This window comes from Tenacibaculum sp. MAR_2009_124 (assembly GCF_900105455.1).
Taxonomy (GTDB): domain Bacteria; phylum Bacteroidota; class Bacteroidia; order Flavobacteriales; family Flavobacteriaceae; genus Polaribacter.
This window is the reverse complement of the sequence record NZ_FNSF01000005.1, coordinates 323,146-347,159: the sequence shown is the minus strand read 5'-3', so window position 1 is coordinate 347,159 and position 24,014 is coordinate 323,146. Positions and strand designations below refer to the sequence as shown.

Sequence of the window (24,014 nt, the reverse complement as noted above, 5' to 3'; positions counted from 1 at the left end):
GACCTGTAAGGTCTTGTAAATCAATAAAACTTTAAGTTGCGTTAGGGATTGCAGCGGCATCCTTTTATTGGTTTGAGTTTGCGAAAATCCATAAAAGATATAGCGGAAAGCCCGACCCTTGGGAAACGCCCAAAACAAGAAAAAACATGAATACTAAAATAGAACAATTACAAAATAAAATAGCGGAAGCTAAAGTTGGTGGAGGACAAAAAAGAATTGACCGACATCATAGCAAAGGTAAGCTAACTGCGCGTGAACGAATTGATTACTTATTAGATGAAGGATCGTTTGAGGAAGTAGGGATTTTGGTAACCCACCGAACCACAGACTTCGGAATGGAAAACCAGAAGTTTTATGGTGATGGCGTAGTGACTGGATACGGAACCGTAAATGGAAGGTTGGTATATGTATTTGCTCAAGATTTTACCGTTTTTGGAGGTTCGTTATCGGAAACTCACGCGGAAAAAATCTGTAAAATTATGGACTTGGCCGTGAAAATTGGAGCACCGCTGATTGGATTAAATGACTCTGGAGGAGCGCGTATTCAAGAAGGAGTGCGTTCGTTAGGTGGTTATGCCGATATTTTTCATAGAAATGTACAAGCATCGGGAGTAATTCCTCAGATTTCGGGAATTATGGGGCCTTGTGCAGGTGGAGCGGTGTACTCTCCGGCCATGACAGATTTTACCATTATGGTTGAAAATACGAGTTATATGTTTGTTACTGGACCTAGCGTGGTGAAAACGGTAACCAATGAAGAGGTAACTTCAGAAGAGTTAGGAGGAGCAAGTGCGCATTCAACCAAATCTGGTGTAACCCATTTAACTTCAGAAAATGATGTCCAATGTTTGGAAGATATTAAAACATTGTTGAGCTATATGCCTCAAAACAATCAAGAAACCACTCAAAAATTACCTTTTGAATTAGGCACAGAAATTAGAGAAGAATTGAACAGTATTGTTCCTGATAATGCCAACAAACCTTATGATATGCGTGCGGTGATTGACGGTATTACTGACTCGAATTCATTTTTTGAAATTCACAAGGATTATGCGGACAATATCGTAGTTGGTTTTGCGCGTTTGGCAGGAAGAAGTATTGGAATTGTGGCGAATCAACCGATGAGTTTAGCTGGATGTCTGGATGTAAATAGTTCTAAAAAGGCCGCTAGATTTACTCGTTTTTGCGACTGCTTTAATATTCCACTGTTGGTATTGGTAGATGTTCCAGGGTTCTTACCAGGAACGGATCAAGAGTGGAATGCCATTATAACCAATGGAGCGAAGTTGTTATATGCTTTAAGTGAAGCAACGGTGCCAAGAATAAGTGTAATTACGAGAAAGGCCTATGGTGGTGCTTATGATGTAATGAACTCCAAACATATTGGTGCAGATATGAATTTTGCTTGGCCTTCCGCGGAGATTGCCGTAATGGGAGCCAAAGGAGCGAGTGAAATTATCTTTAAAAAAGAAATCGCAGAAGCCGATGACCATGAGGCGAAGTTAGCTGAAAAAGAAGCAGAATATGCAGATAAGTTTGCGAATCCTTATCGTGCAGCAGAACGTGGTTTTGTGGATGAGGTAATTTTACCTGAACAAACAAGGCGAAAGCTCATCAAGGCTTTTGCTATGTTGGAAGGTAAAAAGGTAGAACAACCCAAAAGAAAGCATGGAAACATTCCGTTATAGGAATGTTTTTTGAATGATATTTAAAAACTGCCTTATTGATTTGAGGCAGTTTTTTTGTTATACTAGTAATTTTGAACGCTTTTTAAATTTGATGGTGTTCAAAGTAGAGACTTGTCTAAAATTGGACTCTATTTATTAACTTTACAAAAAAAGAGCTATTTGCTATAGATGAAATTGCAATTGATTAATATGAACCCTTATCCTAAATCGAATACATGATAAAAGAAAAATACCTATATATAAAATTATATGTAAACAAGATTGAAATTCATGATTTAAACTCAAAAAGAATCCAACTTATGGAAGGTGAATTTTCTGATTCAAGAATTGTCTTTGCCGACTTTATGAAAGCTGAGGAATTGATGAAAGAAGGAATTTCTAAATTATACTCAACAAAGAATTGGTTTACCTGTTTTAATGTTTTGATTCAGCAGATGGAAAGAATAGAAGGAGGGGTTTCAGAGGTTGAGAAGAGAGCGATTATTGATTCTGCGAGACATGGAGCTGAAGCAAAACGGATGGAGTTTATAGAGTCAACAGTAGATTTAAGTTATTCAGAAGTTATGCACGTACTAACTCAAAAATAATTATTAGAAAAATGATTTCTTTAGATTATAAGTACTTAGAAACTCGTCATACGATATTGATAAATAAATGAAACAAGAAAATACATTCAAAACAAAAACGGGATTTTGTCATGTACTCCCTGACAAGATCGTTTTATTAAGAGATGGAATTATTGGTAATGTTGCAAATGTAACCATTGGTAAGAGCATAACAAGAATTTTAGTTCTTTATGGAGTTATCACAATAGGGCTTTTATATGTTGTCATTGAAGGATTTCGAAATGGAAAGATCTTGGAGCCTATAGTATTTGTTTTATTAGGGACTTACCTAGTTTATGGGGTTTTTACTAGTATTAACAATTCTGCTACACCAATAATAAATCGGATAAAAATTAAAGAAATACGATTCAAAAAGGCATTTAAAGGACTTAGTCGATCAAGATTTGAAGTGTTATTTGAAGATGAAAAAGGAAAAATAAAAAAACGTTTGATCATGCTTCTTGGATCGATGACAGGAGGTGATCGAGAAACTAAAAAAGCTCTTAAAATAATGAAGGATGAAGGGCTTATTGATTGAAAAAACAACTACTTAAAAAGTGTTATCAATAACATATTAACTAAAAAATGAAAGAGACAAAAACAGATATAGAATTTTTAATTACAGCCTTTACTTATTCTTTTGCTTCTTTGAATCAAAGTTTCTATTTAAGAAAAAGAGATCTTAAGGTAATTGGGGTTCACATTTTTGATTATTCGTTGATTTCGGAATGTAAGGCAGAGTATAATTCGGGTCTGACAAAGGAGGAAGAGAGAGATATAAAGGAAGCTATTATTGCAAATGAAAAAGGGTACGATACTCATATTTTTATTCCAAGATTAACAAAAGAGGAAAGGTTTGAAATAATAGCTGATTTCATAGGTTCTACAGAAAAATTCAAGGAAAAACTTGAAGTTAATTACCAAATTTTAGTTGATTCGACAAAAAATTATGGTATAGAATTTCATCGAAAAGGAATTAAGGTTGGTGTAGACATGGAATATCTTACAAATGGAATTGAAGAAGAGAATTTTAAATCAAAATGGACTGAATTCTATAGAAGTAGAACAAAAAAAATTGCTCTAAAATGGCTGGAGGGTCGAGTTGTTGAAATAAATAAAACTAAGCTATGAACATGATGATTAATCAAATAAGGAAATTAAATTTTACGTTGCTTTTAATACTTGTTTCTATTAAAAGTTTTGGGCAATATTCTGAATATGCTATTGATGGAAGTGAGTTTAACTCCGTTTTTCAGAATGTAGAGTCTGGTAGTTTTAAAGGAACGGTCAATGGAATTTTAATCATCAAAGATTCTGAAAACAAAAAAACTTTATTGGATTTTCAAGGCAGTTATGCTAAACTGGAAATTGAAAAAGATGAACACGAGGTGTATGATGTCAGTTATAAAAAGTATTTTGGAAAAACGACTAGTGGAAAATCGGGAATAGAATATCAGACTTATGGTTCAGCAAATTCATTGAGTATTAGGTTTAGAGGAGGTTTATATGAATTGTCATTAATTGATGGCGCTTGTGATTTGATTATAAACGGACTTGAATATTCCTACAAATCAGAGAAAAGTGCAGAGTATCTTATTTTAAGAATAACAAAAGAAATTAAGTTAGACAAGAATCATGAAGAATCGATAAAGTTACTGCCTGATTCGACTTTGATTTTTGCTATTCAGAGAAATTAACGATTACAGGACTACTTAAAAAGAGCTACTAATAATATATAAATTAAAAATTGCATGGAGAATAATCAACATCAAAAACATACAAAAGAGATATATAATTATGCTATTTCTAGTCTGCTTGAAAAGGCTGCTTACTATGGTCTTCGTGCCATTGCGGTTCTTTATATGATTGGAGAAACGTTAAAAATGGAAAACAGAGAAGCACTTACAATTTACGGTTGGTTTACGGCTTCTTTAGTTTTTTCTGGGATTGTAGGAGCTATATTTGGAGACTTGCTGATTGGTAACAAAAAGGCGATTCTAATAGGAGGAGTTATGCAAGCAATTGGAGCATTTGTTTTGTGCATTCCTTCATTAACTGGACTTTATACAGGATTGTTTTTCGTAATTGTTGGGAGTGGTTTTTTTACACCCAATATTACCTCAAATTTCGGGAAACTTTATTTGAAACGGACTAGGTTATTGGATTCAGGATTTACATTACTTTATTCAGCGACAAATATAGGGGCGTTTCTTGGAATATTGGTATTGGGGTATTTGGGAGAAAAATATGGCTATAACATAGGTTTTGCTTTTGCTGGGATATTAATGCTAATTTCGTTAATTCCTATTTTATCTTCAAAAGAGGTAATATTGGAAAACGATCAGAAGTGTGAAGAATTTCCATTAGGTAAGAGAGTTTTTAGCATTTTAGTGACATGCATTATTGTTGGTTTGTTTTGGGGACTTTACCAAATGTCAAATATTCGAATTTTTGATTTGCAATTACAATTACGTGAATTATCTACTTCTGATATTCCATCATATTTTTGGGAATCAATTAACTCCGTTTTTGTTTTACCAATAAGTTTAATAATGTATGTTTTATGGACATATTTTTACAGCAGTCAGTTCTTTAAATTACTGCTAGGTTTTGTTTTTGGAGCAACATCACTTGGTATATTATATTTAATTCCAGAAGCACCGACTGAAGAACATACAATTACCTATTTGGTTTCAATTATTTTTCTTGGAATAGCGGAAGTTCATATCGCTCCAATAATCCATTCTGTCTTAACAAAATATTCAAATCCAAAATATTTGGCAATTCTAATTAGTCTGTCATTTTTGCCTACGAGATTGATTTATGTGATTTTTGGATTGTTTAATGAGCCAGTACAGGAATATCCATTGCTAGGCGTGAAGTTTGGAATAAAATGGATGACTGTTATTGGAGTATTACTAATTGGGCTAGTAATTTGGGCGAAAAGATCTAATAAAAAATAAAAATTCATGTTTAGTTTTATCTATAGATTTGTCTCGTCCTGAAATGATGATAAATTTTCTACAAAAAACTCAACGGTCGTAAAACAATTATGAAAAAGATTATATACTTACTATTAATATCAAGCTTTAACTCAATTACATTTGGACAGGAGAATAAACTTCTGAATGAGTTAAGAAAGGTGAAAGAAGTTGATTCCCAAGTTTCTTTTATAATGGATCTTCCTATTAAAAATTTAAAAGAAGATGTATTGACTGACAAATTAGGTTCTGAATTAAATACAATTTCTTCTTGTATAGATCTATTTGCTCGAATGGATGAACTTGAAGTAAATAAAGACTTAAGAGCTGATCTAAAAAAAAGAACAGAAGCAATAGCAACAGAGCTTTTTAAAGCTAAGTGTTATGTGTTATTGAAAAACTCTGGAGGATATGCACCAGTTTATGGGGTAGGATTGGATACAATTTCAGGTAAAAAAGTTGCAGTTGTTCATTTAGGAGGCGATTGTTCCTATGATGAGTCTGATAAGAAAAAGGAAGAGCTAACTGCTGTGTCTAATTCAACAATGAATATGTTGTTAAGAGAACATTAGTTATTACTATTTGGTTTAAAAACAGTAATTTTAAAAGCTAAAGCTTCAAAATTAGGAATCAATAATAAATAAGCTGTTGCAGAATTTAATAGATAAAATAAAAAAGGCTATTTCGCTTTCTCAAGAAGCAGAAAAGCATCTTTATTCTATAGGAAAAGTAAAATCTGTTGAAAAAGGAGACATACTCATTCGTCAAGGTCAAGCTGTGAATAAGACCTATTTCGTTACTACTGGTTGTTTACGTTCTTTTTGTCTTGATAAAAACGGAAAGGAACATACACTTCAGTTTGCTATTAGAGATTGGTGGATCAGTGATTTTATAGCTATTTATAATGATGAGCTTGCCACGCTTACTGTTGAATGTATTAAAGATGCTGAACTTATTGAGTTTAATGCAATAGATTTAGAGAATATACATTCGTTATTTCCTGAATTTGAAGTTTTTCAAAGGAAGAATTTAGAACGGCATGTTGTTAGTTTACATAAACGCATCATCAATCAACTTCAATTAACAGCTCAGGAACGATATGATTTCTTTCTTCAACAATATCCAGATATTGAGCAGTACGTCCCCAATTACCACATAGCCTCTTATTTAGGAATAACTCAACAAAGTTTGAGTAGAGTTCGAGCCAAAAAAACCAGATAATCAATTTATTAACATAGGGTAATTTTTATCCGAAATGTGTCTTTTACTTTTGAGGTAATAATTCTAAACATAAAAGTCATGTTGAAAAAAATACTGGGTTTCGCTCCAAAATTAGAGTCAGATGGATCATACAGTCCGTCAAAAATGGCCTTAAAAATGGCAGTGTCTGATAAAACGGATTTTGAAAATATCACGTACCAAAAATATCAAGGTAAAAAGTCGAAGATTCTTGTAATATTCACAGAAAACAAGAATTTAAAAATGAAGAATGGAAAATATTTTTCAACGGGAAACCATCCAGTAGAAACGTTAGTGCCAATGTTGCATTTACAAAATGCTGGATTTGATTTTGAAATTGCAACTCCAACGGGAAAACCAGTAGTTTTGGAAATGTGGGCTTTTCCTGAGAAAGATAAGCACGTTAAGGAAATCTATAATAAACTTAAATCAGGTTTTGAAAAGCCACGTAGTTTAGCTGATTTTATTGATTCTTATTTTGAGGAATCAGATGCATATGCAGCGGTGTTTGTTCCAGGTGGGCATGGAGCAATGATTGGTTTACCTGAAGATCAAAATGTAGGTAGAATCCTTAGATGGGCTCATGAAAATGATCTGTTTACAATCAGTCTTTGTCATGGTCCTGGAGCATTTTTATCAACTACTTTGAACGATCAAGAATTTTTGTACAAAGGGTATAATATGGCAGTATTCCCTGATTCAGTAGACAATAAGACTCCAATGTTTGGATACCTTCCAGGAAAAATGGTTAATGGACTTAGTGAAAAAATAAAGAGCCTTGGAGCTAATTTGATGAACACTAAAATGGATAAGACTGTTTGTTTAGATAGGAGATTAATCACTGGATCGAGCCCATTAGCATCTAATGAGCTTGGAAAATTAGCAGCAAAAACATTATTAAAAGAATTAAGATAAACATGGAATTAATAAATAAATTGAATTGGCGTTATGCAACGAAAGCAATGAATCGCCAAAAAATCTCTCAAGAAAAGATTGATACTATTATTGAAGCAATATCATTAGCTCCAACGTCTAGTGGATTACAACCTTTTGAAGTGTATGTAGTCACAAATCAAGAGGTAAAAGATAAAATTAAGGCAATAGCATGGAATCAGGCTGTTGTTTCTGATTGTTCTCATTTATTGGTTTTTGCAGCTTGGGATAATTATACAGAAGCTAGGATTAACAAAATGTTCGATCTTGTAAATGAAGTTCGAGGATTCAAAAATGAAGGTTGGGAAAACTACAGACAAATGTTATTGAGTAATTATCCTCAAAGAGATCCAGAAGTAAACTTTAATCATGCTGCGAAACAAGCTTATATCGCTTTTTCACAGGCCATTGCTGCCGCTGCCTTCGAGGAGGTAGATGCAACACCAATGGAAGGCTTCGATGCAAATGCGTTGGATGAAATTTTAGATCTCAAAAAAGAGAGATTAAGAAGCTGCGTTTTGCTTCCTTTGGGTTATAGAGACGTAAAAAATGATTGGCTGGTGAATCTTAAAAAGGTGAGGAAAAGTAAAGAAGATTTAATTACTGTTGTAGAATAAATTCTCTTCGTAATATTATATTTTAATTAATAGCGGTTTATAAGTGGTAAGTTGTAAAATGAATGTTTCGCAATTTAAAGTGTCTTATGGTCCGCTATTATTTGTAGTATGAGTTGTTTTGTATTATTCGAAAAACAGTAATTTTACAGCATAAATCAGCAACATTCGAAATCGAAAATTGATAAAACAAACACTATGAACTACGAAGAGCATTTTAAACTTTCATGTGAAAAAAGAGAACACTATTGGAAAACTACAGGTGAATTATTTTCCGATGTTGTTGGAAACATGATAAATCCTTCTTTTATGGGAGGACCACGATGGCCATCATTAAGACAAGCACATATAGGAGTTCAACTTGAAAACGGAACCATTATCGCTTCTGATGGTTTGACTGACCCTTATGATGATTATGATACCAATCCTGAAAACCAGAATTACAATGGTGTCGGTATTGAATTGTATACAATAACGGATAGTAAGTATAAAAATATTCAGGAGATTATAGACTCTTGGGAGTTTAAAGTTTTAAGTCAGGTTAGTAGAATGGCGGCATCGAATCCAAATATATCATATACCTTAAATGATTATACCTACATCTCATCGGTAGTGAATGGAATTGATTTACCGAGTCAATTTTTAAACGAGGCTGGAGAAGTAGGTGTTTTATTGGGACTAAAAACAAATGAGGTTTCCAGTAAAATACAATTGAGTATTGAAGAGGTCTCTCTAGTTAATGTGTCGATTTTGACCAAAAAAGAGCTAGATTTTATTATGGAAAATGGAGCCAAAGGAAGAATTGAAATTGCAGAAAAGCTAATGAAGCAAGGTTACTATAAGTTATCTACTAATCGTAAATCTGTGGTGTAATCTTAGTTTATATTACAAAATAAAATCTTCTTAATAAATTAAGTCTATGAAATTAAAATTAACAATAATTTTTCTTTTAGTATCAATTTATATCAATGGACAAAATGATTCAATTGTGCTGTACAATAAAGGAATTTCCAACTACAAATCTGGAAATTATGAAGAAGCCATCGAGAATTATACAAAATTGATGACAATTATTGAAGAAACATCAATTCAAAAAACGTGTTATATTAATCGAGGGCTGTCCTATAATCGTTTAGGCAAATATGATTTGGCTATAGCTGATTTTACTAATGCAATCAAATTAGATAGTACTGATATGGCTTCTTTTATTGATAGAGGTTTATCAAGAATGTATTCAGGAAATTATAAAGAAGCGAAAGAGGATTACACCTATGTTGTTGACACAAAAAGTAATGAAGGAATGATGGAGTCCGCTTTATATTGGTTGGCTCGGATTCATTATTCTGAAAGGAAGTTTGATGAGGTAATAAAAAATTGTGATCAGTATTTAAAAATAAATCCAAGAGACCCAGAATTATATTTTATTCGCGGTGTTTCAAATGATATGCAAGGAAATTATGAGCAATCCATTAAAGATTATAATGAAGCGACTAAACTTAAACCGAATTATGTTCAAGCAATTGCGAATCGTGGAACCGCTAAGATTAATCTTTTGACTGGAAGAGGGAATTTACAACCGAGCAGAAGTGAAACTCGACATGCTTGCCGAGACTTAAAAAAAGCAAAAAAGCTTGGAGATAATTCAGTTGAAGATTTAATCTATAGTTATTGTGGTAGTAAAAAAGGTGAGAAATAAGGTTTTTGAAAATGTATAAAGGGAAACTTTGAGACAAGAATCATATTAAAAAACGCTCAATAACATTTATTATTGGGCTTTTTTGTGCAATTTTGGTAAAAATTAATCAACTAACACAAAGCAAAAACTGCTTTAATTTAAACTTAGAAAAATGGGGCTATTTTCAACTTTATTTGGTAAAAAGAAAATTCAAGGAAGAAATAAGAATGTTTTTTATGCTCAACAAGATGAGTTAATGAAACAAGCGTCACTCGATGCTCAAACGAACTTTAAATATTTTTGGAGAGAGTTATATTGGGAGCAGAGAAGAATTGTTCCTGCGCATGACTTTGCGATGGTTAAAGTTCCATTTCAACAGAAATTTTCTAGAGAGAAGGAAACTCTTGTGGAACATATGTGGGTTAATAATATAAGCTTTAATGGAGAAGTGATTACAGGAGAATTGGTCAATCAACCTAATAGATTAACCAATGTTGATAAAGGAGATATTGTTACGCGTAAAATCGATGAGATTGGCGATTGGATGATTTCAATTAAAGGTAAAACCTATGGCGGATTTACAATTCAAGTTATGCGCTCAGGAATGAACGATCAGGAAAGAGAACATCATGATACTACTTGGGGACTGGATTTCGGTGATTATAACGAGGTTTTATTAGTATACGAACAAAAAGAGAAACCTGAAAACCTTGCAGAACATCCAATGAGTAAGAACATGACTGAAAAAATGTCTGAGTTTTTAAAAGATAACCCTGAAGAATTAACGATAATCGATGATGATGGACTGTCTCTGTTGCACAAAGAAGCAATTGCGGGAAATAAAATAGGTATCAAAATTTTATTAGAGCAAGGTGCTGATAAAGATATAAAGTCTGGCAGTGGAAAAACAGCCTTGGAATATGCAGAAGCTATGGGTTGGGAGCATTTGATTGAAGTTTTTGAGTAGAACTGAGAGAACCATTCCCTGCCAAGAATTTTGAATATGATATTGCGTTAAAAATCAGAAAATGAAAAAAATGCTATTAATACTTGCTATAGCTTTTTTTAGTCAACATTTATTCTCTCAGGAGGTAGTTGATTATAAAGAATTATATGTTTATAATGAATTGGTGTATAAAAACATAAATGATGCGCTATTCTCTGGAGTGGCACACAGGAAAAGAAAGAATAATCATTTGGTTTATGAGGAAGCTTATGACAACGGTGTTATCTTGTGGAGTAAACAGTATTTTAATGGAAAACAGGTAAGAGTTTCAAATGAAACAATTTATAATTCGAGGAAACCAAATGTAGTTTCAAAAGAAAATGATTATAGACTGGATAAGTCTCTTTTCAGAACTATGACTTATGATGAAGATGGAAAGAAAATTTTTGTTCAGATTTTTAATAAGGGAAAGTTAACATATAGTTGCCAATACAAAGGAAAAAAGAAGCACGGAATAGAGTTAGAATATGATGAAAAAGGAGAAAAACTCATTTATAGAGCTATCTATGTTGATGGAAAGAAGAATGGGAAAGAATATTGTGTGTGTAAAAAAGGAAAAGAGAAAATAACAGAGTACAAAAATGGCAAAAGGGTTAAAAAATAATTTTTTGTAAAGAATATTTTTTCAATGGGAAAAAACGTGGAGTAGTTAATTAAATAATTGAAAGAGAGTGTAGATTTCGCAGTATTTAAAGAAAAATGAATATTCCAAAAACATTAGAAGAGTTTCAAGACGAGTTTTACAAATCCATCGATTTAATTGATCAAATTGGTGATTTACGAATTCGTCAATTCATTCAAAGATTAAATAATGTTTCAAATGATATAGTTGTTTCCAGCGTTTTATATGTGATTGGGAATAACCAAAGGCCTCTAACTGAACATATAGATCAAAAATATGCTGGTATTATATTAAATGAATACTGTCCTAAGACGGAATTAGATGTGGTAACTGTTTTAAAATCAACTTTGCAGAACTGGAATAAAAGTATTGAAGAATTTCCTTTTTGGATAAGAGAAAACTATGGAATAGAAATTGTTAGGAATGGTTTGATTGAATTTGAAAAGAGCAATTTAAACGAAATAGAAAAAGATAAACTCCAAACTATCAAGTGGTGGTTGAGAATTTTATAGCATTGACATTTTTAGTTATAGAAAAACATTTCAAGAGTGAAATTCAGATACCTGAAGGAATTAATGATAATCAATGAATAGAATACTAATAATCTTAACTTCATTATAGTAAAGTAAAATATAAACAAAGGCTTTCCAAAACATTGTAAATAGCAAGAAAAGTCCTTTTAGAGATTAAGATGAAGTTTAATAAATGACTTTGAAAATTATGCATCCACTACGAAAACATATCGAAGAAATTGTAGATCTTACAGACGAAGAGTTCGATTTTATTTTAGGGCATTTTACTACCATTAAAAAGCGAAAACATCAATACATTGTACAGAAAGGTGAAGTTGTATCGAAAGAATTTTGGATAATAAAAGGATGTTTAAAGAGCTATTTCGTTGATGATTCCGGCAAGGAACATATTCTTCAATTCGGAATGGAAAATTGGTGGATAACCGATTATGAATCCTTTGTGACACAACAGAGGTCTAAAACTTATATCGATTGTATAGAAGATAGTGAGTTATTATACATCTCTTTTGAAAATAGAGAAAAGTTGACTTCTCAAATGCACAAGATGGAGCGTTTTTGGGCCAAAAAAAGTAAGTTTGGACGAATAGCCCTCCAAAATAGAGTGCTATCCTTACTAAGAAATTCAACCAAAGAGCGCTATGAACTTCTTCTCGAGCAATATCCGAAGCTTTTTCAGCGAGTTCCCAAAAAAATGATAGCCGCCTATTTAGGTGTTTCGAGAGAAACTCTAAGCAGATTGAATTCATAATATTCTTTTCCTGATATAATGTGACCTATATCACCTAAAATAGGTGACAAACCTCCTTTCCATAGTTTCAATTTCTCATCAATTTTGTAGGACAATAATTTCATAAAAAGTTATGCCATACATTAATATTAAAGTTACAGATGAAGAAGTAACAACAGAACAAAAACGTAGATTGATAGCTGGAGCCACTTCCTTAGTAGTTGATATTCTTCATAAAAACCCAGAAACAACCCATGTAGTAATTGAAGAAATCCCTATTGAGAATTGGGGAGTTAATGGAGAACAATATTTAGGAACTAAAAAATAATTGAAATGGAAAACAAAACAGTAATTGTTACAGGAGCATCATCAGGAATTGGTAAAGAAATAGCCAAATATTTTATAGAAAGAGGCAGTAATGTGGTTATGAACTCTTCAAATGAAGAAAAGCTTAAAGAGAGTTATGAAGAATTAGGAGCTCCTTCGAATGCAGCTTATCTCGCTGGAGATATTAGCAAGAAAGAAACGAGTAAAAAACTAGTACGTTTAGCTTTGGAAAAGTTCAACACTATTGATGTATTAATCAATAACGCAGGCGTGTTTTCTCCAAAGCCATTTTTAGATGTTGAAGAAAAGGATTTAGAGTTTTATTGGAATGTCAATTTGAAGGGGACTTATTTCGCATCGCAGGCAGTAATTCCTGAAATGATCAAGCAAAACAATGGCTCAATAATTAATTTAGGAACCGTTTTAGTAGATCATGCTATTGAAGGGTTTCCGGCTTCAGCTCCCCTTACAAGTAAAGGAGCTATTCATTCACTAACTAGACAATTGGCTACTGAATTTGGTAAAAATAATATTAAGGTAAATACAATTGCTCCAGGAATTATAAGAAGTCCTTTGCAAGGAAAAATAGGAATTGAAAATGCCGATAGTTTGGCAGGATTGCATTTGTTGAAAAGAATAGGGGAAGCTTATGAAGTAGCTGAGGCGGCTTATTATTTGGCTAGCTCCAATTTTGTAACAGGAGAAACTATTAACGTAGCTGGTGGGCATACCATCGGACATTCACTTTAAATAAATAATTATGTACAAGGAAAACATGCTAGAAATAGAAAGTTTAATTGAGAACTATTTCGAAGGAATTTTTTATGGAGAAGTTAAGAAATTAGAAAACTGTTTTTATGAAAATACGTTAATTCATGGAGACATAAAAGGTGAGGCCTATTTGAAAAATGTACAGGAGTATGTTGAAGGAGTTAAGAACAGACAGAGTCCATCGGAGTTAAATGAGACTTTTAAAATGAATATTATTGGAGTTGATGTCATTGGTAATACTGCCATGGTTAAAGCACATGTGCCAATGTTAGGCTATAATTACTATGATTATTTGTCTTTGGTGAAAATTGATAATCATTGGAAAATTGTGAATAAAATATTTACTCATGTAGCGTAAAAAGTTACAGGCAGTTTCTAAAGGAACATAGAACCTTAAATAGGGGCTATGTTTCTTTGGTATTATAGATAAATTTAAAATAAAACCCTAACTTTAGTTCCTCAGGTATTAAAACAGCTACCATGAAAACGAACTTTAAGTTAATCTTTTTAATCATCTTATTTGTTTCTTGTTATGAAGCTTTCTCTCAGAAAATTGTTGAGGAATACAAGCCTTTAAAGAACGATAGCATACGAATTGGAAAAGGAGATACAGACTTCTTGCCTTTTATCAAAAGTGGATATACACTGATGCTTCCGAAAAAGAAGACGGTAAAAGGTGTTCTTGTTTTTCTAGAAGGTTCAGAGTATGACAAAAAGAACAGGAGTGCAAAACAACTATATAACCAAGCAGATATAAACGGCTTTGCCGTATTGTCTGTGTCAACGGAAGTTCCTCTTGACTTTTATTTTGATAAATCATCCATGCTTTCTGCTGAAGAGTTAATTAAAGAAGCTTTTTTAAAACATAAATTACCTAATAGAAATGTATTCTTTTTAGGTACGAGTTTAGTTGGGCATAGAGCCATGCAGTATATTAAATATATGAAGGAATCTAATGCTGATTTTCAGCTTGACATCAAAGGAATTGTAATGTGCAATTTTACTTTAGATTTTACAAGGAAATGGCATCAGCACGAACGGGATATTCGTATTAATAAAATTAATCTTTGGGAACCGAAGTTTATGAACTATATGCTAGAAACTCATTTAAAAGGCACGCCCGAAACTGCACCGCAACACTATCACGATTTTTCTTCATATAGCTATTCCAATCTTGAAAATAACAATGTTGATCTGTACAAAAACTATGCGATAAGAGCTTATGCTGAACCTGCGATTCACTACAGATTAAAAAAGTACTTCAGAACTCTCTATGAGAACAACGTAACGGATATCGTTGGTTTTTTGGCAGAACTAAATCTTAGAGGAAATGAAAATACCGAGTTAATCATTTTGCAGCCTGAAGATAATCCTTCAGAAATGAAGAGCACACAAGGTACATGGAATGCTATTGATAAAAAAGAAATGATGAATTGGATTTTAAAACAAACAACAGATTCAAATGATGAAGGATAAAGAATTAAAAGAATGGGAAGTCTCTGGAGTTTATATCAACTCGAACAAGGCAAACGGACTAAAAATATTTGCAAAGGAAGTTGGAAATTCTTCGGCCTCTTCTGACAAGACACTGTTATTATTGCATGGCTTTCCTGAGAGCTCATTTTCCTATCATTTGGTGTTAAATGGATTGTCAAACCATTTCGAACGCATTGTTTTATTTGATTTTCCAGGCTATGGTTTTAGCGATAAACCCATAAAAGGATATTCGTATTCATTATTAGAACAAGCAGATGTAGCCTTAGAGGTATGGAAGCATTTTGGTGTTACTGGAGGGCATTTATTGGCGCATGATATGGGAAATAGTGTGGCAACCGAATTAGTGGCTAGAGAAGTTGAAAAAAGTCTTCCAAATACATTCTCTGACGGATTTAAGAGCTATACGTTTACCAATGGAAGTGTTGTTCTTGAATTGGCAGATTTAAGAATAATGCAGAAGTTATTGTTAACAAAACTCGGGAAGTACTTAGCGAAGATCTCTACCAAATGGATTTTTCGTCATCAAATTAGAAGCGCACATGGTGATAGCCCTTTAGATGAAAAAGAAATCACGCGATTATGGGATATGACGACCTATAACAAAGGAAAGCGAGTAACCCATCTTACCATAAAATACATTTTGGATAGAAGGAAATACGAAGCAAAACGTTGGTTACCTGCATTAAAAAATACAGAAATTCCTGTTCATATTTGTTGGGGAGACAAAGATGAGGTAGCAAAAGTTGAAATAGCTTATCATTTAAAGAAAAAGGTTTGTCCAAATGCGCAACTAAGCATTATGAAAGGAGTTGGACACTTCGGGCAGTTAGGTTTACCCAGTATCTGGCTAGATTCGGTATTGGCTTTTTATCATCCTTAAAGAATAAATAATAATGATCACGGATCACTGATAATTGATCATTGTTGACTCAACACTCAAAATTCGAGCAGTGTCATTTCGAAGAAGGCAACGACTGAGAAATCTTATTACTATTTTTAGTACTGATATTGGTTTAGATTTCTCCCAAGGTCGAAATGACTAGTACAAACACTTAAAACTCGAAATTCAACATTGATAATTATTAAAAGGAAGGTCATTGCGAGGAGTATGCGACGAAGCAATCTGTTTCTTGATATTTCCGATTAACTTTAGAACTCAATTTTGGAAGATTACTTCACTTCGCTTTGGCTACGTTCGTAATGACGATAACAAAAGACTAGACATCTAAAATTCAACATTCATAATTAAACATTGATCACTGATAACTCAACACTCAAAATTCGAGCAGTGTCATTTCGAAGAAGGCAACGACTGAGAAATCTTATTACTATTTTTAGTACTGATATTGGTTTAGATTTCTCCCAAGGCCAAAATGACTAGTACAAACACTTAAAACTCGAAATTCAACATTGATAATTATTAAAAGGAAGGTCATTGCGAGGAGTATGCGACGAAGCAATCTGTTTCTTGATATTTCCGATTAACTTTAGAACTCAATTTTGGAAGATTACTTCACTTCGCTTTGGCTACGTTCGTAATGACGATAACAAAAGACTAGACATCTAAAATTCAACATTCATAATTAAACATTGATCACTGATAACTCAACACTCAAAATTAAAACAGTGTCATTTCGAAGAAGGTAACGACTGAGAAATCTCGTTGCTATTTTTATTACTGAAGTTGGTTTAGATTTCTCCTAAAGTCGAAATGACTCGTGTTAATACTCAAAACTCAACACTCAAAATTAAAGCAGCGTCATTTCGAAGAAGGCAACGACTGAGAAATCTCATTTCTTTTTTTATACTGAAGTAGGTTTAGATTTCTGCTAAAGTCGTAAAGACTAGCGTGAACACTCATAATTCAAAATTTAACATTTAAAACTCAATACTAAAAACTCAACATTTACAATTAAAAACAAGGTGTTTACGGGAACCCGCAAGGAAATTTGAACTGTTTTTTATAGTTTAGTCTCGTAAAGAAAAAGCAACACTAAAAAATTAACGAAATACTACAAAATCTAAAGAAATATCTATGTTTTAACCGCATGCTTCCATATTTCTTTTCTAAAAGTAATCTTTTCCTTTTTAGCAAGGCTTTTTTAATAATTAATTGAATGGATAACAAAACCCAAAAGGTTTGGTTATCTGGGAATATAAAATGGATGACTGGTGTATTTGTTTGGATATAACTAGTTGTGGTGCATTTAAGAAACAATGAAACTAAATAATAAAGATTTATATAATTTATTAAGCGAAAAAGGAATACATCATTTGTATCACGCAAATACTGTTGGCACATCACGAACTTTTATCGAACAAGGAGGTTTAATGTCTCGTGGTGCTGTAGAATCAAAAGGTCTTAACCAAACGCCTCAATCATCAGACGCAATTGATAAAGTATTTGATGTTTGGAATGATGTTTTTTTAGATACAGTTGACCTTCATACATACTTTAGTCGTCAAAACTATTATGGTCCAGTACTTTTTAAATTAACGACCGATTTTTTAAATGAGATAGATTTAGATGTTTGGGTTACAAAAGACAATCCGATAAATTGGAATGTAGAAATGACGGACAAGCAAAAATATTTCGTTTCAGTTGAGGAATTGAGCGAAAATTGGGAACAGTATCAAAGACAACGAAAAATGACAACAATCAAAAATAATATGGATTCAATTCTTATGGATTATGTTGAAGAAGTTATTGTTGACAATCCTGCTGTCCAAATAACCAAAACTGGACTTGTCTTTTTCAATCAAGCAATGGCTGATTTAAAAGAAACTTTAAAAATTAATCCCCCACTAAAAAATAAATTTAAAACAAGAACTTGTAATGGATGTTTTTGTCGGGACAATTACTTAAACCAAGTATCTGTTCCTGATTTAAAAAGATTATTTCTCTAAAACGTATAGGAATGGAAATTATAACAGTAGAATGCGAAAATTGTAAATCGGAATCAGAAATCCGAGAAGAAAAACTAATGTTTTCGGAAACAAAAGCAACTGAAGAAGCTTATTGTCCAGAATGTGAGGAAAAGATTTACGAAGGACAAACTGATGGTTGGTTTAATGTTGAGAAGGTAGCATCTGAATCGAAAAAAGATGAGGAATGCAAATACCCTATGCCATAAAAACGCACCACAACATTGTATAAAAATAATAGCGGTTTAATCGCTAAAACGAAAGTAAGTGAATATAAAAAAGGTCTGTGTTTAAACGAAAAGTAAGTGAGTAAAATCCGCTACTATTCTTATACGAGACCGTTGTACCCCATTAGAACAAACTTTAAAGAATGAGTGAACTTAAACAAAACATTATTTCCACCAGACCAAGAGAAAATAGTGGTTCATCATCTTCAAATAGATTTGATTTTCAAAAAGACTGGGCAATTTGTAAACTGCTGGAATTACATTCTAAACCAGAAGATTATCTTTTGACGTTAGAACATCATGATGACATCATAATTTTTGATTCATCTTCAGACCCAACTAAAATTTCGTTTTATCAAGTAAAGACTAACAAAAAAAATCATTGGACATTAAACCAATTAATTAAGCAAAAAAAAGGCAAAACATCTCTTCTTAACTCACCCCTTGGTAAGCTTTTCGATCACTTAGTCAAATTTGGCGATAATGTTGAATCACTAAACTTTATTACTAATAACAAGGTTAAAGGTGTGTTGGCGGATAATAATAAATGTGAAGACACTTCTGGATTTTGTGTGTCAGAATTAAGAAATATAGAGCTTAATAAAATTATAGACGCACTAAAAAGCGAACACTCACTAAATGATTTGAAAGACTTTGAAAAAATTACTTTTTTCAAACTAGGAGAATTAGACATTGACAAACATTCTGACTTAGCAAAGGCTAGAATTGTTGATTTTTTGGACAATAACTTCTCAGAGCTAAGCTATAAGATTGCTCCTCTGTACAAATCAATTTTTGACGAAATCAAAATGAAGACTGATTATGAAAAATCTGTGACAAATTTTGAAGAGTTAAAAGCAAAGAAATCAATTAGTCGAAATGACTTTGATAAATACATAAAAGAATTAGAAAGCTCTAACTCCATACCTAAAACCACCCTATCTATTGAAAACAGGTTAAATGCTGAGGGAGTGAATTTTCAAATTGTACAATCTTTTAAGACACAATCAAGGATTTATGAGCTTAAAAAAATGTCCTATAACGACAAGGCATTTAAAAAAGTTGAAGATCAAATTCGAAAGACAAAATCTAAGCTGACTTTTGCTGAAAATTCTAGTCTGTTAGACTGCCAACAGCAAATAGTTTCTGAATTAAACACTACAAACCTTGCCAGTATCAGTCTCAATAAAGACTTAATTGCAGCCATGGTTTTATATATAATATATGAATAAAGGGAATTTTAAACAACTAGTTAGAACCCTAAGAAATTGGAAAAATGAAGGAGTTCAAATTAAAGAGGATGCTACTATTGTCACTAAAAGAGGACAAGGCACGAGAAGTAAACTTCAACAGCAAAAGAACGATAATACTAGGAAGAAATAGTACAGGTAAATCCTGTTTATTAAAGTCTATATATCAGACTTTTGGTGCTGAACCACAGAACCTTCATCCTAATTGGAGGGATGCAAATGTAATTTCATTAATTGAATTTTCTATTGAAAATGAAACTCTGCATATCTTAAGAAATGGTAAGAGTTACAGCATATTTGATAATAACAAAAATCAATTAGAAGCTTTTGGTAAGGTTTCAGATTTGTCCGAATATTTCACTTCACTTTTTGATTTTAAAATTCAGTTACCTAACAAAAAAGGTGAAATAGTAACGCCTCCGCCTGCTTACCTATTACTCCCTTACTATGCTGACCAAGATAAGAGTTGGACAGCAAACTGGTCTTCATTCTCTAAACTATATCTTCCTAATGCTAAAACGAGTATTGTAAATTATCATACTGGAATTCGACCTAATAAATTTTATGAAGCGAAAAATGAATTAAGTCTAGTTAATATTGGGATATCGGAAATAGATAAAGATTTAGCAATTGTACGTAGTTTACTTAAAAACTTAAAGGAAAAATTATCGAAGATTGACTTCAATATTGATATCGAAGATTTTCAAATTCAAATCACTGAATTACTTGTGAATTGTGAAGTTTTAAATAAATCTCAAAACCAGCTAAAACATGAGTTAACACATCTTTATAATCATAAAATCAACATAGAATCTCAATTAATTATCACACAAAAGGCTTTAAGTGAAACAAATAGTGATTATGAATTCGCTGTAAATAACTTAGAGGAAGTCGTTTCTTGCCCAAGCTGCGGAGCTGATTATGAAAATAATTTTTCAGAACGTTTTGGAATTGCAAAAGATGAACAAAGGTGTTTAGACTTAATTATAGAATTAAAAGAAGAATTATCTGCTGTTAAGGGTAAAATAGAAAAAACTAACAACAAGTTTTCGACTAATAATAAAACCATAGTCGAAATTCAAAAGCAGTTAGAAAGTAAAAAAGAGAAAGTAAAACTCAAAGATGTAATTGAAAGTGAGGGTAAAAAAGAAATAAGAAAACTGTTCGAAAGCGAGATTAGTGAGTATGAAGAAGAACTGAAATCAAAGTTATTGCTACAGAAGGAATATGAAGCAGATGTTAAAAGATTTGAAGACCGCAAAAGGTCAAATAGGATTAAAACAGATTATAGAGAATTGATGTCTCGCTTTTTGAAAAAGCTTAATGTTCATTCTTTATCTGAAAAGTCTTATTCAAGAATTGATGCAAGTATCAAGGAATCAGGTAGTGCCATGCCAAGAGCTTTAATGGCTTACTACTATAGTATCCTTCATACAATACGAAAAGAAGGCTCTTCTGCATTTTGTCCTATTGTTATTGATTCACCAAATCAGCAGGGTCAAGACAGTGAGAATTTACCAATTTTGATAGATTTCATTTTATCACAGCAACCAAAAGATTCGCAGCTTATTCTGGCACTTGAAGAATTACCCGATACTGCTGAAATAGAAAAAAGTAATATAATAGAATTGACTGAAAAAAGAAGTCTTCTACTTAAGGAACAGTTTGGGAAAGTATTTAACGAAATGAAGCCTTATTTAGAATCTACAATAAATGAAAACGGGGCACAATAACTAAGCATATGGCGTGCCGATAGGCTAACGCTATATGCCTTGTTGCCTGATTCGTTGCAAGTACGTCGGAAATAACCAAAAAAATGTATTCTTAAATTAGATAATCGTTTTCAACATGGCTTTTTTTAGAAGAATGGTATTGATTTTTCTTTAGAGATAAACATATACTACCGAATATGCTCTAAAAGATATTTGGTATTACTTATAAACCCTAATTATAAAAACACTTACTTTCCCACCAATGCAATACTGTTTGAGTTCATCAACACTGTTTTACGATGACTGTTGGGTACATAATTTTGACATAGTTCGTTTTTGGCGTATATTAACATCAAAAGTTGGAATGATGGCAAAAAAAAGTATTTCTTTAACAGAACCGGATGATGAATCGTTAAAGGCTCAAATAGATTGGATTCGTGCTAAACTTGAGAAAGCTGAAAATAGAGGGCTTACCAAGGATAGTAAAGCAGATATTTTAAATCAATCAAGGTCTTTATTTAATGGCTAAGTGTTCATTATTAGATAATGGCAATTCTAGGAGAACAAGATCTCGATCAGAAACTATAAATAATCATTACACATCTGTAGTTCTAATTGAAAAAAGAATCTATATCAAAACCGAAACTTTTTACGATTGTCTTTTTTCTCAGAATGCTGTTTTTTAGAATCCAATCGTTTCCTTTTTGAAGCTCTGCTGGGTTTGGTTTTCCTTCGAACCTTCGGAACAATCAATGCTTGTTGAATCAGGTTTAAAAAACGTTCAATAACCAATTCTTTATTTCTGTGTTGTGAACGACTCTCTTGAGAGGTGAGTGTAATACTACCTTCCTTAGATAATTTACCCGATAGCTTTTTAAGAAGTCTATCTTTTTCGTTGTCTGAAAGTCCTTCTGAAGCAGCAATAGAAAAGCTAAGTTCTACTTTAGAAGATACTTTATTGACATGCTGTCCACCGCTACCAGAACTACGAATTGCTTTAAAGCTTAGCTCTTTTAAAACCTGATCTTTTTGCATTCTATACAATTTATAAATAAATATTTCCCATATAAACAGTTTCTTTTTGCATTCTATTGCTAAGGCTATGCTTTATTTTGTTGCCTATTATAATGAAAACATAATTCAATTAATACACACGAAATTTTTAATGACAAATCGTATTAAAAAAGATCATTCGTCATAGGGTTATCTTGATGCATAAAATGCATGTCCAAATCGGTAAGAGTTTTGGAAAAAGAATATAAATTTTCTTTACCAGCAAGTAGCTTGTCAATTACTTCCACCGCTTTTTTTAATCGAGTTTCCTTATCTCCTTTCAACAAAACATACGAGCGATTGTATTTTTTTAAAGCCTTTTCAAAAGCTTCAAACATTTCCAATCGTTGCTCAGGTCTGTCTCTTAAATCGTCGGCCTCCCAAGGCGTATCAATATAGGTTAAAAAGTAAATATCATAGGAATTCGATTTGGCTGCTTCATCTAAAGTAGGATCCACAAAACCTCCATAATACGCTTCAGAATACACTTTCGTTTCTAATAGATCCGTATCACAAACAAGTACTTTATCCGCTTTTTTTGCCAATTCGTTTTCTAGTTTCATTTGCCCTTCAGCAATAGGCAATAAGTCACTTTCTTCGCAAGTTTTACGTTCATTGTTCCATTTGTCTTGCAAATACTCCCTTGCATATTCAGGAGCCCAAACGGTATTGTAATGTCTAGCTAACTGTCCTGAAAGTGTTGTTTTACCAGTACTTTCCGGCCCGAACAAAACAACTTTGACTAAATTAATTGGTTGCTGTTTATATTTTTTTTCCATGCTTTGTATCCTGAAATTGCGACAAATGTAAAAATGAAATATTGGAAGCTTGTGAAGGTGAAACCCTTATAAAAATAAAGAGGAACCGAAATAATATTACCGATAATCCAGTAAATCCAGTTCTCAATTTTTCGTCGTGCCATTAACCACATTCCTACAAAAAATATGGCAGTTGTAATGGTATCAGCATAAGCCGTCCAGTCATTCCATTTATCAAAAATAGTATATACTAAATAAACAAACCCAAGTGTTGCTATAAAAATAAGGACACTAATTTGTTTTTCTATTGCCGTTGTTTTTGAAATAGGGGTAGCACGATCTCCATTGACTTTACGTGTCCATATATACCATCCGTATACACTCATGATAAAGTAATAGGCGTTAATCATCATGTCCCCTAATAATTCCCATTTTAACAATAAATACACGAAAATAGCGGTGCTAATCATTCCTGTAGGGAATACCCAAATATTATTGTTTTTAGAGAACCAGACCGACAAAAAACCGAAAATTACAGCGGTAATTTCTAAAACAATATCTAAGGTATCATACGTAGAATATTGGCCGAAAAGAATATCAAAAATTTGGCTCATAATCACTTCTGTCTGATTTTACAATCTTAATAAAAATAAGACCATTGTCTATGTATTCGAAAACATTTTTTATTTCAGTTTGTAATAGCTGCATTACTTCATCATAGTTTCCGTAAACCTGGGTGCTTAGAGGATTTTCCAAAACAGTTAATCCTGAGGCTCTAAGTTTTTTAATAAAATTGATGATTGGTTCTTCAAATTCATTTTGAAGTGGAGATAAAGTGAGTTCTACTGAGATATTCATTAAAAATGATTTC

General features: G+C 32.5%; 30 protein-coding genes. 26 read left to right on the top strand and 4 right to left on the bottom strand.

Annotated elements, in window-relative coordinates; all coding sequences use genetic code 11:
- Positions 1 to 146 precede the first annotated feature (146 nt).
- The 26 genes from BLW23_RS12240 to BLW23_RS23250 all read left to right on the top strand — a co-directional run bounded on the left by BLW23_RS12240 (position 147) and on the right by BLW23_RS23250 (position 21,861).
- Entirely contained in the window at positions 147 to 1,688 is a 1,542-nt protein-coding gene (locus BLW23_RS12240; protein WP_093670247.1) for an acyl-CoA carboxylase subunit beta, read from the top strand.
- Positions 1,689 to 1,903: 215 nt separating this feature from the next.
- Positions 1,904 to 2,275 carry a hypothetical protein gene (locus BLW23_RS12235; RefSeq protein ID WP_093670245.1) on the top strand — a complete coding sequence of 124 codons (372 nt, stop codon included), beginning with the start codon at positions 1,904 to 1,906 and terminating at the stop codon, positions 2,273 to 2,275.
- 67 nt (positions 2,276 to 2,342) lie between these two features.
- On the top strand, positions 2,343 to 2,831 hold the full coding sequence (locus BLW23_RS12230; RefSeq protein WP_093670243.1) for a phosphoribosylaminoimidazolesuccinocarboxamide synthase: 489 nt from the start codon (positions 2,343 to 2,345) through the stop codon (positions 2,829 to 2,831).
- A 47-nt stretch (positions 2,832 to 2,878) separates the two neighbouring features.
- Positions 2,879 to 3,424, top strand: a complete 546-nt coding sequence (locus tag BLW23_RS12225) for a hypothetical protein (RefSeq protein ID WP_093670241.1) — start codon at positions 2,879 to 2,881, stop codon at positions 3,422 to 3,424.
- A 2-nt stretch (positions 3,425 to 3,426) separates the two neighbouring features.
- A complete protein-coding gene (locus tag BLW23_RS12220; protein WP_143032167.1) occupies positions 3,427 to 3,990 on the top strand; it encodes a hypothetical protein in 564 nt (187 codons plus the stop codon).
- A 54-nt stretch (positions 3,991 to 4,044) separates the two neighbouring features.
- Positions 4,045 to 5,256, top strand: coding sequence for a POT-type proton-dependent oligopeptide transporter (locus tag BLW23_RS12215; RefSeq protein WP_093670237.1), 1,212 nt, complete (start codon positions 4,045 to 4,047; stop codon positions 5,254 to 5,256).
- A gap of 89 nt (positions 5,257 to 5,345) precedes the next feature.
- A complete protein-coding gene (locus BLW23_RS12210; RefSeq protein ID WP_093670235.1) occupies positions 5,346 to 5,846 on the top strand; it encodes a hypothetical protein in 501 nt (166 codons plus the stop codon).
- A 76-nt stretch (positions 5,847 to 5,922) separates the two neighbouring features.
- Positions 5,923 to 6,495 carry a Crp/Fnr family transcriptional regulator gene (locus BLW23_RS12205; RefSeq protein WP_176829813.1) on the top strand — a complete coding sequence of 191 codons (573 nt, stop codon included), beginning with the start codon at positions 5,923 to 5,925 and terminating at the stop codon, positions 6,493 to 6,495.
- Positions 6,496 to 6,573: 78 nt separating this feature from the next.
- Complete coding sequence (hchA, locus tag BLW23_RS12200) at positions 6,574 to 7,428, top strand: glyoxalase III HchA (RefSeq protein WP_093670231.1); 855 nt, start codon at positions 6,574 to 6,576, stop codon at positions 7,426 to 7,428.
- A 2-nt stretch (positions 7,429 to 7,430) separates the two neighbouring features.
- Entirely contained in the window at positions 7,431 to 8,063 is a 633-nt protein-coding gene (locus BLW23_RS12195; protein WP_093670228.1) for a nitroreductase family protein, read from the top strand.
- A 195-nt stretch (positions 8,064 to 8,258) separates the two neighbouring features.
- Entirely contained in the window at positions 8,259 to 8,933 is a 675-nt protein-coding gene (locus tag BLW23_RS12190) for a suppressor of fused domain protein (protein ID WP_093670226.1), read from the top strand.
- A 46-nt stretch (positions 8,934 to 8,979) separates the two neighbouring features.
- Positions 8,980 to 9,756, top strand: a complete 777-nt coding sequence (locus tag BLW23_RS12185) for a tetratricopeptide repeat protein (protein WP_093670224.1) — start codon at positions 8,980 to 8,982, stop codon at positions 9,754 to 9,756.
- Between the two features lie 151 nt (positions 9,757 to 9,907).
- Entirely contained in the window at positions 9,908 to 10,702 is a 795-nt protein-coding gene (locus BLW23_RS12180) for a DUF2314 domain-containing protein (RefSeq protein WP_093670222.1), read from the top strand.
- A 61-nt stretch (positions 10,703 to 10,763) separates the two neighbouring features.
- Positions 10,764 to 11,345 carry a hypothetical protein gene (locus BLW23_RS12175; protein ID WP_093670220.1) on the top strand — a complete coding sequence of 194 codons (582 nt, stop codon included), beginning with the start codon at positions 10,764 to 10,766 and terminating at the stop codon, positions 11,343 to 11,345.
- Between the two features lie 95 nt (positions 11,346 to 11,440).
- Positions 11,441 to 11,875 (top strand): hypothetical protein, encoded by a 435-nt coding sequence (locus tag BLW23_RS12170; protein ID WP_093670218.1) that lies wholly within the window; start codon positions 11,441 to 11,443, stop codon positions 11,873 to 11,875.
- Between the two features lie 193 nt (positions 11,876 to 12,068).
- Positions 12,069 to 12,644 (top strand): Crp/Fnr family transcriptional regulator, encoded by a 576-nt coding sequence (locus BLW23_RS12165; RefSeq protein ID WP_093670215.1) that lies wholly within the window; start codon positions 12,069 to 12,071, stop codon positions 12,642 to 12,644.
- Between the two features lie 112 nt (positions 12,645 to 12,756).
- Entirely contained in the window at positions 12,757 to 12,951 is a 195-nt protein-coding gene (locus BLW23_RS12160) for a tautomerase family protein (RefSeq protein WP_093670213.1), read from the top strand.
- A gap of 5 nt (positions 12,952 to 12,956) precedes the next feature.
- Positions 12,957 to 13,700, top strand: a complete 744-nt coding sequence (locus BLW23_RS12155; protein WP_093670211.1) for an SDR family NAD(P)-dependent oxidoreductase — start codon at positions 12,957 to 12,959, stop codon at positions 13,698 to 13,700.
- A 10-nt stretch (positions 13,701 to 13,710) separates the two neighbouring features.
- Positions 13,711 to 14,079 (top strand): nuclear transport factor 2 family protein, encoded by a 369-nt coding sequence (locus tag BLW23_RS12150; protein ID WP_093670209.1) that lies wholly within the window; start codon positions 13,711 to 13,713, stop codon positions 14,077 to 14,079.
- A 122-nt stretch (positions 14,080 to 14,201) separates the two neighbouring features.
- Positions 14,202 to 15,197 carry a hypothetical protein gene (locus BLW23_RS12145; RefSeq protein WP_093670207.1) on the top strand — a complete coding sequence of 332 codons (996 nt, stop codon included), beginning with the start codon at positions 14,202 to 14,204 and terminating at the stop codon, positions 15,195 to 15,197.
- On the top strand, positions 15,184 to 16,098 hold the full coding sequence (locus BLW23_RS12140; RefSeq protein WP_093670205.1) for an alpha/beta fold hydrolase: 915 nt from the start codon (positions 15,184 to 15,186) through the stop codon (positions 16,096 to 16,098). The genes BLW23_RS12145 and BLW23_RS12140 overlap by 14 nt, the downstream gene beginning before the upstream one ends.
- 1,337 nt (positions 16,099 to 17,435) lie before the next feature.
- Entirely contained in the window at positions 17,436 to 18,125 is a 690-nt protein-coding gene (locus tag BLW23_RS12135) for a hypothetical protein (protein WP_093670203.1), read from the top strand.
- An 11-nt stretch (positions 18,126 to 18,136) separates the two neighbouring features.
- Complete coding sequence (locus BLW23_RS12130) at positions 18,137 to 18,352, top strand: hypothetical protein (protein ID WP_093670201.1); 216 nt, start codon at positions 18,137 to 18,139, stop codon at positions 18,350 to 18,352.
- Positions 18,353 to 18,513: 161 nt separating this feature from the next.
- Entirely contained in the window at positions 18,514 to 19,602 is a 1,089-nt protein-coding gene (locus BLW23_RS12125; RefSeq protein WP_093670199.1) for a DUF4297 domain-containing protein, read from the top strand.
- 44 nt (positions 19,603 to 19,646) lie between these two features.
- Positions 19,647 to 21,353, top strand: coding sequence for a coiled-coil domain-containing protein (locus tag BLW23_RS12120; protein WP_093670197.1), 1,707 nt, complete (start codon positions 19,647 to 19,649; stop codon positions 21,351 to 21,353).
- Between the two features lie 346 nt (positions 21,354 to 21,699).
- Positions 21,700 to 21,861 (top strand): hypothetical protein, encoded by a 162-nt coding sequence (locus BLW23_RS23250; RefSeq protein WP_176829812.1) that lies wholly within the window; start codon positions 21,700 to 21,702, stop codon positions 21,859 to 21,861.
- A 104-nt stretch (positions 21,862 to 21,965) separates the two neighbouring features.
- Here BLW23_RS23250 and arfB read toward each other — a convergent pair whose 3' ends face one another.
- From arfB to BLW23_RS12100, 4 genes are all read right to left on the bottom strand, one after another.
- Positions 21,966 to 22,367 carry an alternative ribosome rescue aminoacyl-tRNA hydrolase ArfB gene (arfB, locus tag BLW23_RS12115; protein ID WP_093670195.1) on the bottom strand — a complete coding sequence of 134 codons (402 nt, stop codon included), beginning with the start codon at positions 22,365 to 22,367 and terminating at the stop codon, positions 21,966 to 21,968.
- 143 nt (positions 22,368 to 22,510) lie between these two features.
- The gene (locus tag BLW23_RS12110) at positions 22,511 to 23,164 is read right to left on the bottom strand and encodes an AAA family ATPase (RefSeq protein WP_093670193.1); all 654 of its coding nucleotides are present in this window, start codon (positions 23,162 to 23,164) and stop codon (positions 22,511 to 22,513) included.
- Positions 23,128 to 23,757 carry a nicotinamide riboside transporter PnuC gene (gene pnuC / locus BLW23_RS12105; RefSeq protein WP_093671776.1) on the bottom strand — a complete coding sequence of 210 codons (630 nt, stop codon included), beginning with the start codon at positions 23,755 to 23,757 and terminating at the stop codon, positions 23,128 to 23,130. The genes BLW23_RS12110 and pnuC overlap by 37 nt, the downstream gene beginning before the upstream one ends.
- A complete protein-coding gene (locus BLW23_RS12100; protein ID WP_093670192.1) occupies positions 23,741 to 24,001 on the bottom strand; it encodes a thiamine-binding protein in 261 nt (86 codons plus the stop codon). Before BLW23_RS12100 ends, pnuC begins: the two co-directional genes overlap by 17 nt.
- Between the last annotated feature and the right edge of the window lie 13 nt (positions 24,002 to 24,014).

Bases quoted from the DNA above. Each gene is read 5' to 3' on its own strand.
- BLW23_RS12240 (WP_093670247.1), top strand. From the start codon at position 147: ATGAATACTAAAATAGAACAATTACAAAATAAAATAGCGGAAGCTAAA.
- BLW23_RS12235 (WP_093670245.1), top strand. From the start codon at position 1,904: ATGATAAAAGAAAAATACCTATATATAAAATTATATGTAAACAAGATT.
- BLW23_RS12230 (WP_093670243.1), top strand. From the start codon at position 2,343: ATGAAACAAGAAAATACATTCAAAACAAAAACGGGATTTTGTCATGTA.
- BLW23_RS12225 (WP_093670241.1), top strand. From the start codon at position 2,879: ATGAAAGAGACAAAAACAGATATAGAATTTTTAATTACAGCCTTTACT.
- BLW23_RS12220 (WP_143032167.1), top strand. From the start codon at position 3,427: ATGATGATTAATCAAATAAGGAAATTAAATTTTACGTTGCTTTTAATA.
- BLW23_RS12215 (WP_093670237.1), top strand. From the start codon at position 4,045: ATGGAGAATAATCAACATCAAAAACATACAAAAGAGATATATAATTAT.
- BLW23_RS12210 (WP_093670235.1), top strand. From the start codon at position 5,346: ATGAAAAAGATTATATACTTACTATTAATATCAAGCTTTAACTCAATT.
- hchA (WP_093670231.1), top strand. From the start codon at position 6,574: ATGTTGAAAAAAATACTGGGTTTCGCTCCAAAATTAGAGTCAGATGGA.
- BLW23_RS12195 (WP_093670228.1), top strand. From the start codon at position 7,431: ATGGAATTAATAAATAAATTGAATTGGCGTTATGCAACGAAAGCAATG.
- BLW23_RS12190 (WP_093670226.1), top strand. From the start codon at position 8,259: ATGAACTACGAAGAGCATTTTAAACTTTCATGTGAAAAAAGAGAACAC.
- BLW23_RS12185 (WP_093670224.1), top strand. From the start codon at position 8,980: ATGAAATTAAAATTAACAATAATTTTTCTTTTAGTATCAATTTATATC.
- BLW23_RS12180 (WP_093670222.1), top strand. From the start codon at position 9,908: ATGGGGCTATTTTCAACTTTATTTGGTAAAAAGAAAATTCAAGGAAGA.
- BLW23_RS12175 (WP_093670220.1), top strand. From the start codon at position 10,764: ATGAAAAAAATGCTATTAATACTTGCTATAGCTTTTTTTAGTCAACAT.
- BLW23_RS12170 (WP_093670218.1), top strand. From the start codon at position 11,441: ATGAATATTCCAAAAACATTAGAAGAGTTTCAAGACGAGTTTTACAAA.
- BLW23_RS12165 (WP_093670215.1), top strand. From the start codon at position 12,069: ATGACTTTGAAAATTATGCATCCACTACGAAAACATATCGAAGAAATT.
- BLW23_RS12160 (WP_093670213.1), top strand. From the start codon at position 12,757: ATGCCATACATTAATATTAAAGTTACAGATGAAGAAGTAACAACAGAA.
- BLW23_RS12155 (WP_093670211.1), top strand. From the start codon at position 12,957: ATGGAAAACAAAACAGTAATTGTTACAGGAGCATCATCAGGAATTGGT.
- BLW23_RS12150 (WP_093670209.1), top strand. From the start codon at position 13,711: ATGTACAAGGAAAACATGCTAGAAATAGAAAGTTTAATTGAGAACTAT.
- BLW23_RS12145 (WP_093670207.1), top strand. From the start codon at position 14,202: ATGAAAACGAACTTTAAGTTAATCTTTTTAATCATCTTATTTGTTTCT.
- BLW23_RS12140 (WP_093670205.1), top strand. From the start codon at position 15,184: ATGATGAAGGATAAAGAATTAAAAGAATGGGAAGTCTCTGGAGTTTAT.
- BLW23_RS12135 (WP_093670203.1), top strand. From the start codon at position 17,436: ATGAAACTAAATAATAAAGATTTATATAATTTATTAAGCGAAAAAGGA.
- BLW23_RS12130 (WP_093670201.1), top strand. From the start codon at position 18,137: ATGGAAATTATAACAGTAGAATGCGAAAATTGTAAATCGGAATCAGAA.
- BLW23_RS12125 (WP_093670199.1), top strand. From the start codon at position 18,514: ATGAGTGAACTTAAACAAAACATTATTTCCACCAGACCAAGAGAAAAT.
- BLW23_RS12120 (WP_093670197.1), top strand. From the start codon at position 19,647: ATGAAGGAGTTCAAATTAAAGAGGATGCTACTATTGTCACTAAAAGAG.
- BLW23_RS23250 (WP_176829812.1), top strand. From the start codon at position 21,700: ATGGCAAAAAAAAGTATTTCTTTAACAGAACCGGATGATGAATCGTTA.
- arfB (WP_093670195.1), bottom strand. From the start codon at position 22,367: ATGCAAAAAGATCAGGTTTTAAAAGAGCTAAGCTTTAAAGCAATTCGT.
- BLW23_RS12110 (WP_093670193.1), bottom strand. From the start codon at position 23,164: ATGGAAAAAAAATATAAACAGCAACCAATTAATTTAGTCAAAGTTGTT.
- pnuC (WP_093671776.1), bottom strand. From the start codon at position 23,757: ATGAGCCAAATTTTTGATATTCTTTTCGGCCAATATTCTACGTATGAT.
- BLW23_RS12100 (WP_093670192.1), bottom strand. From the start codon at position 24,001: ATGAATATCTCAGTAGAACTCACTTTATCTCCACTTCAAAATGAATTT.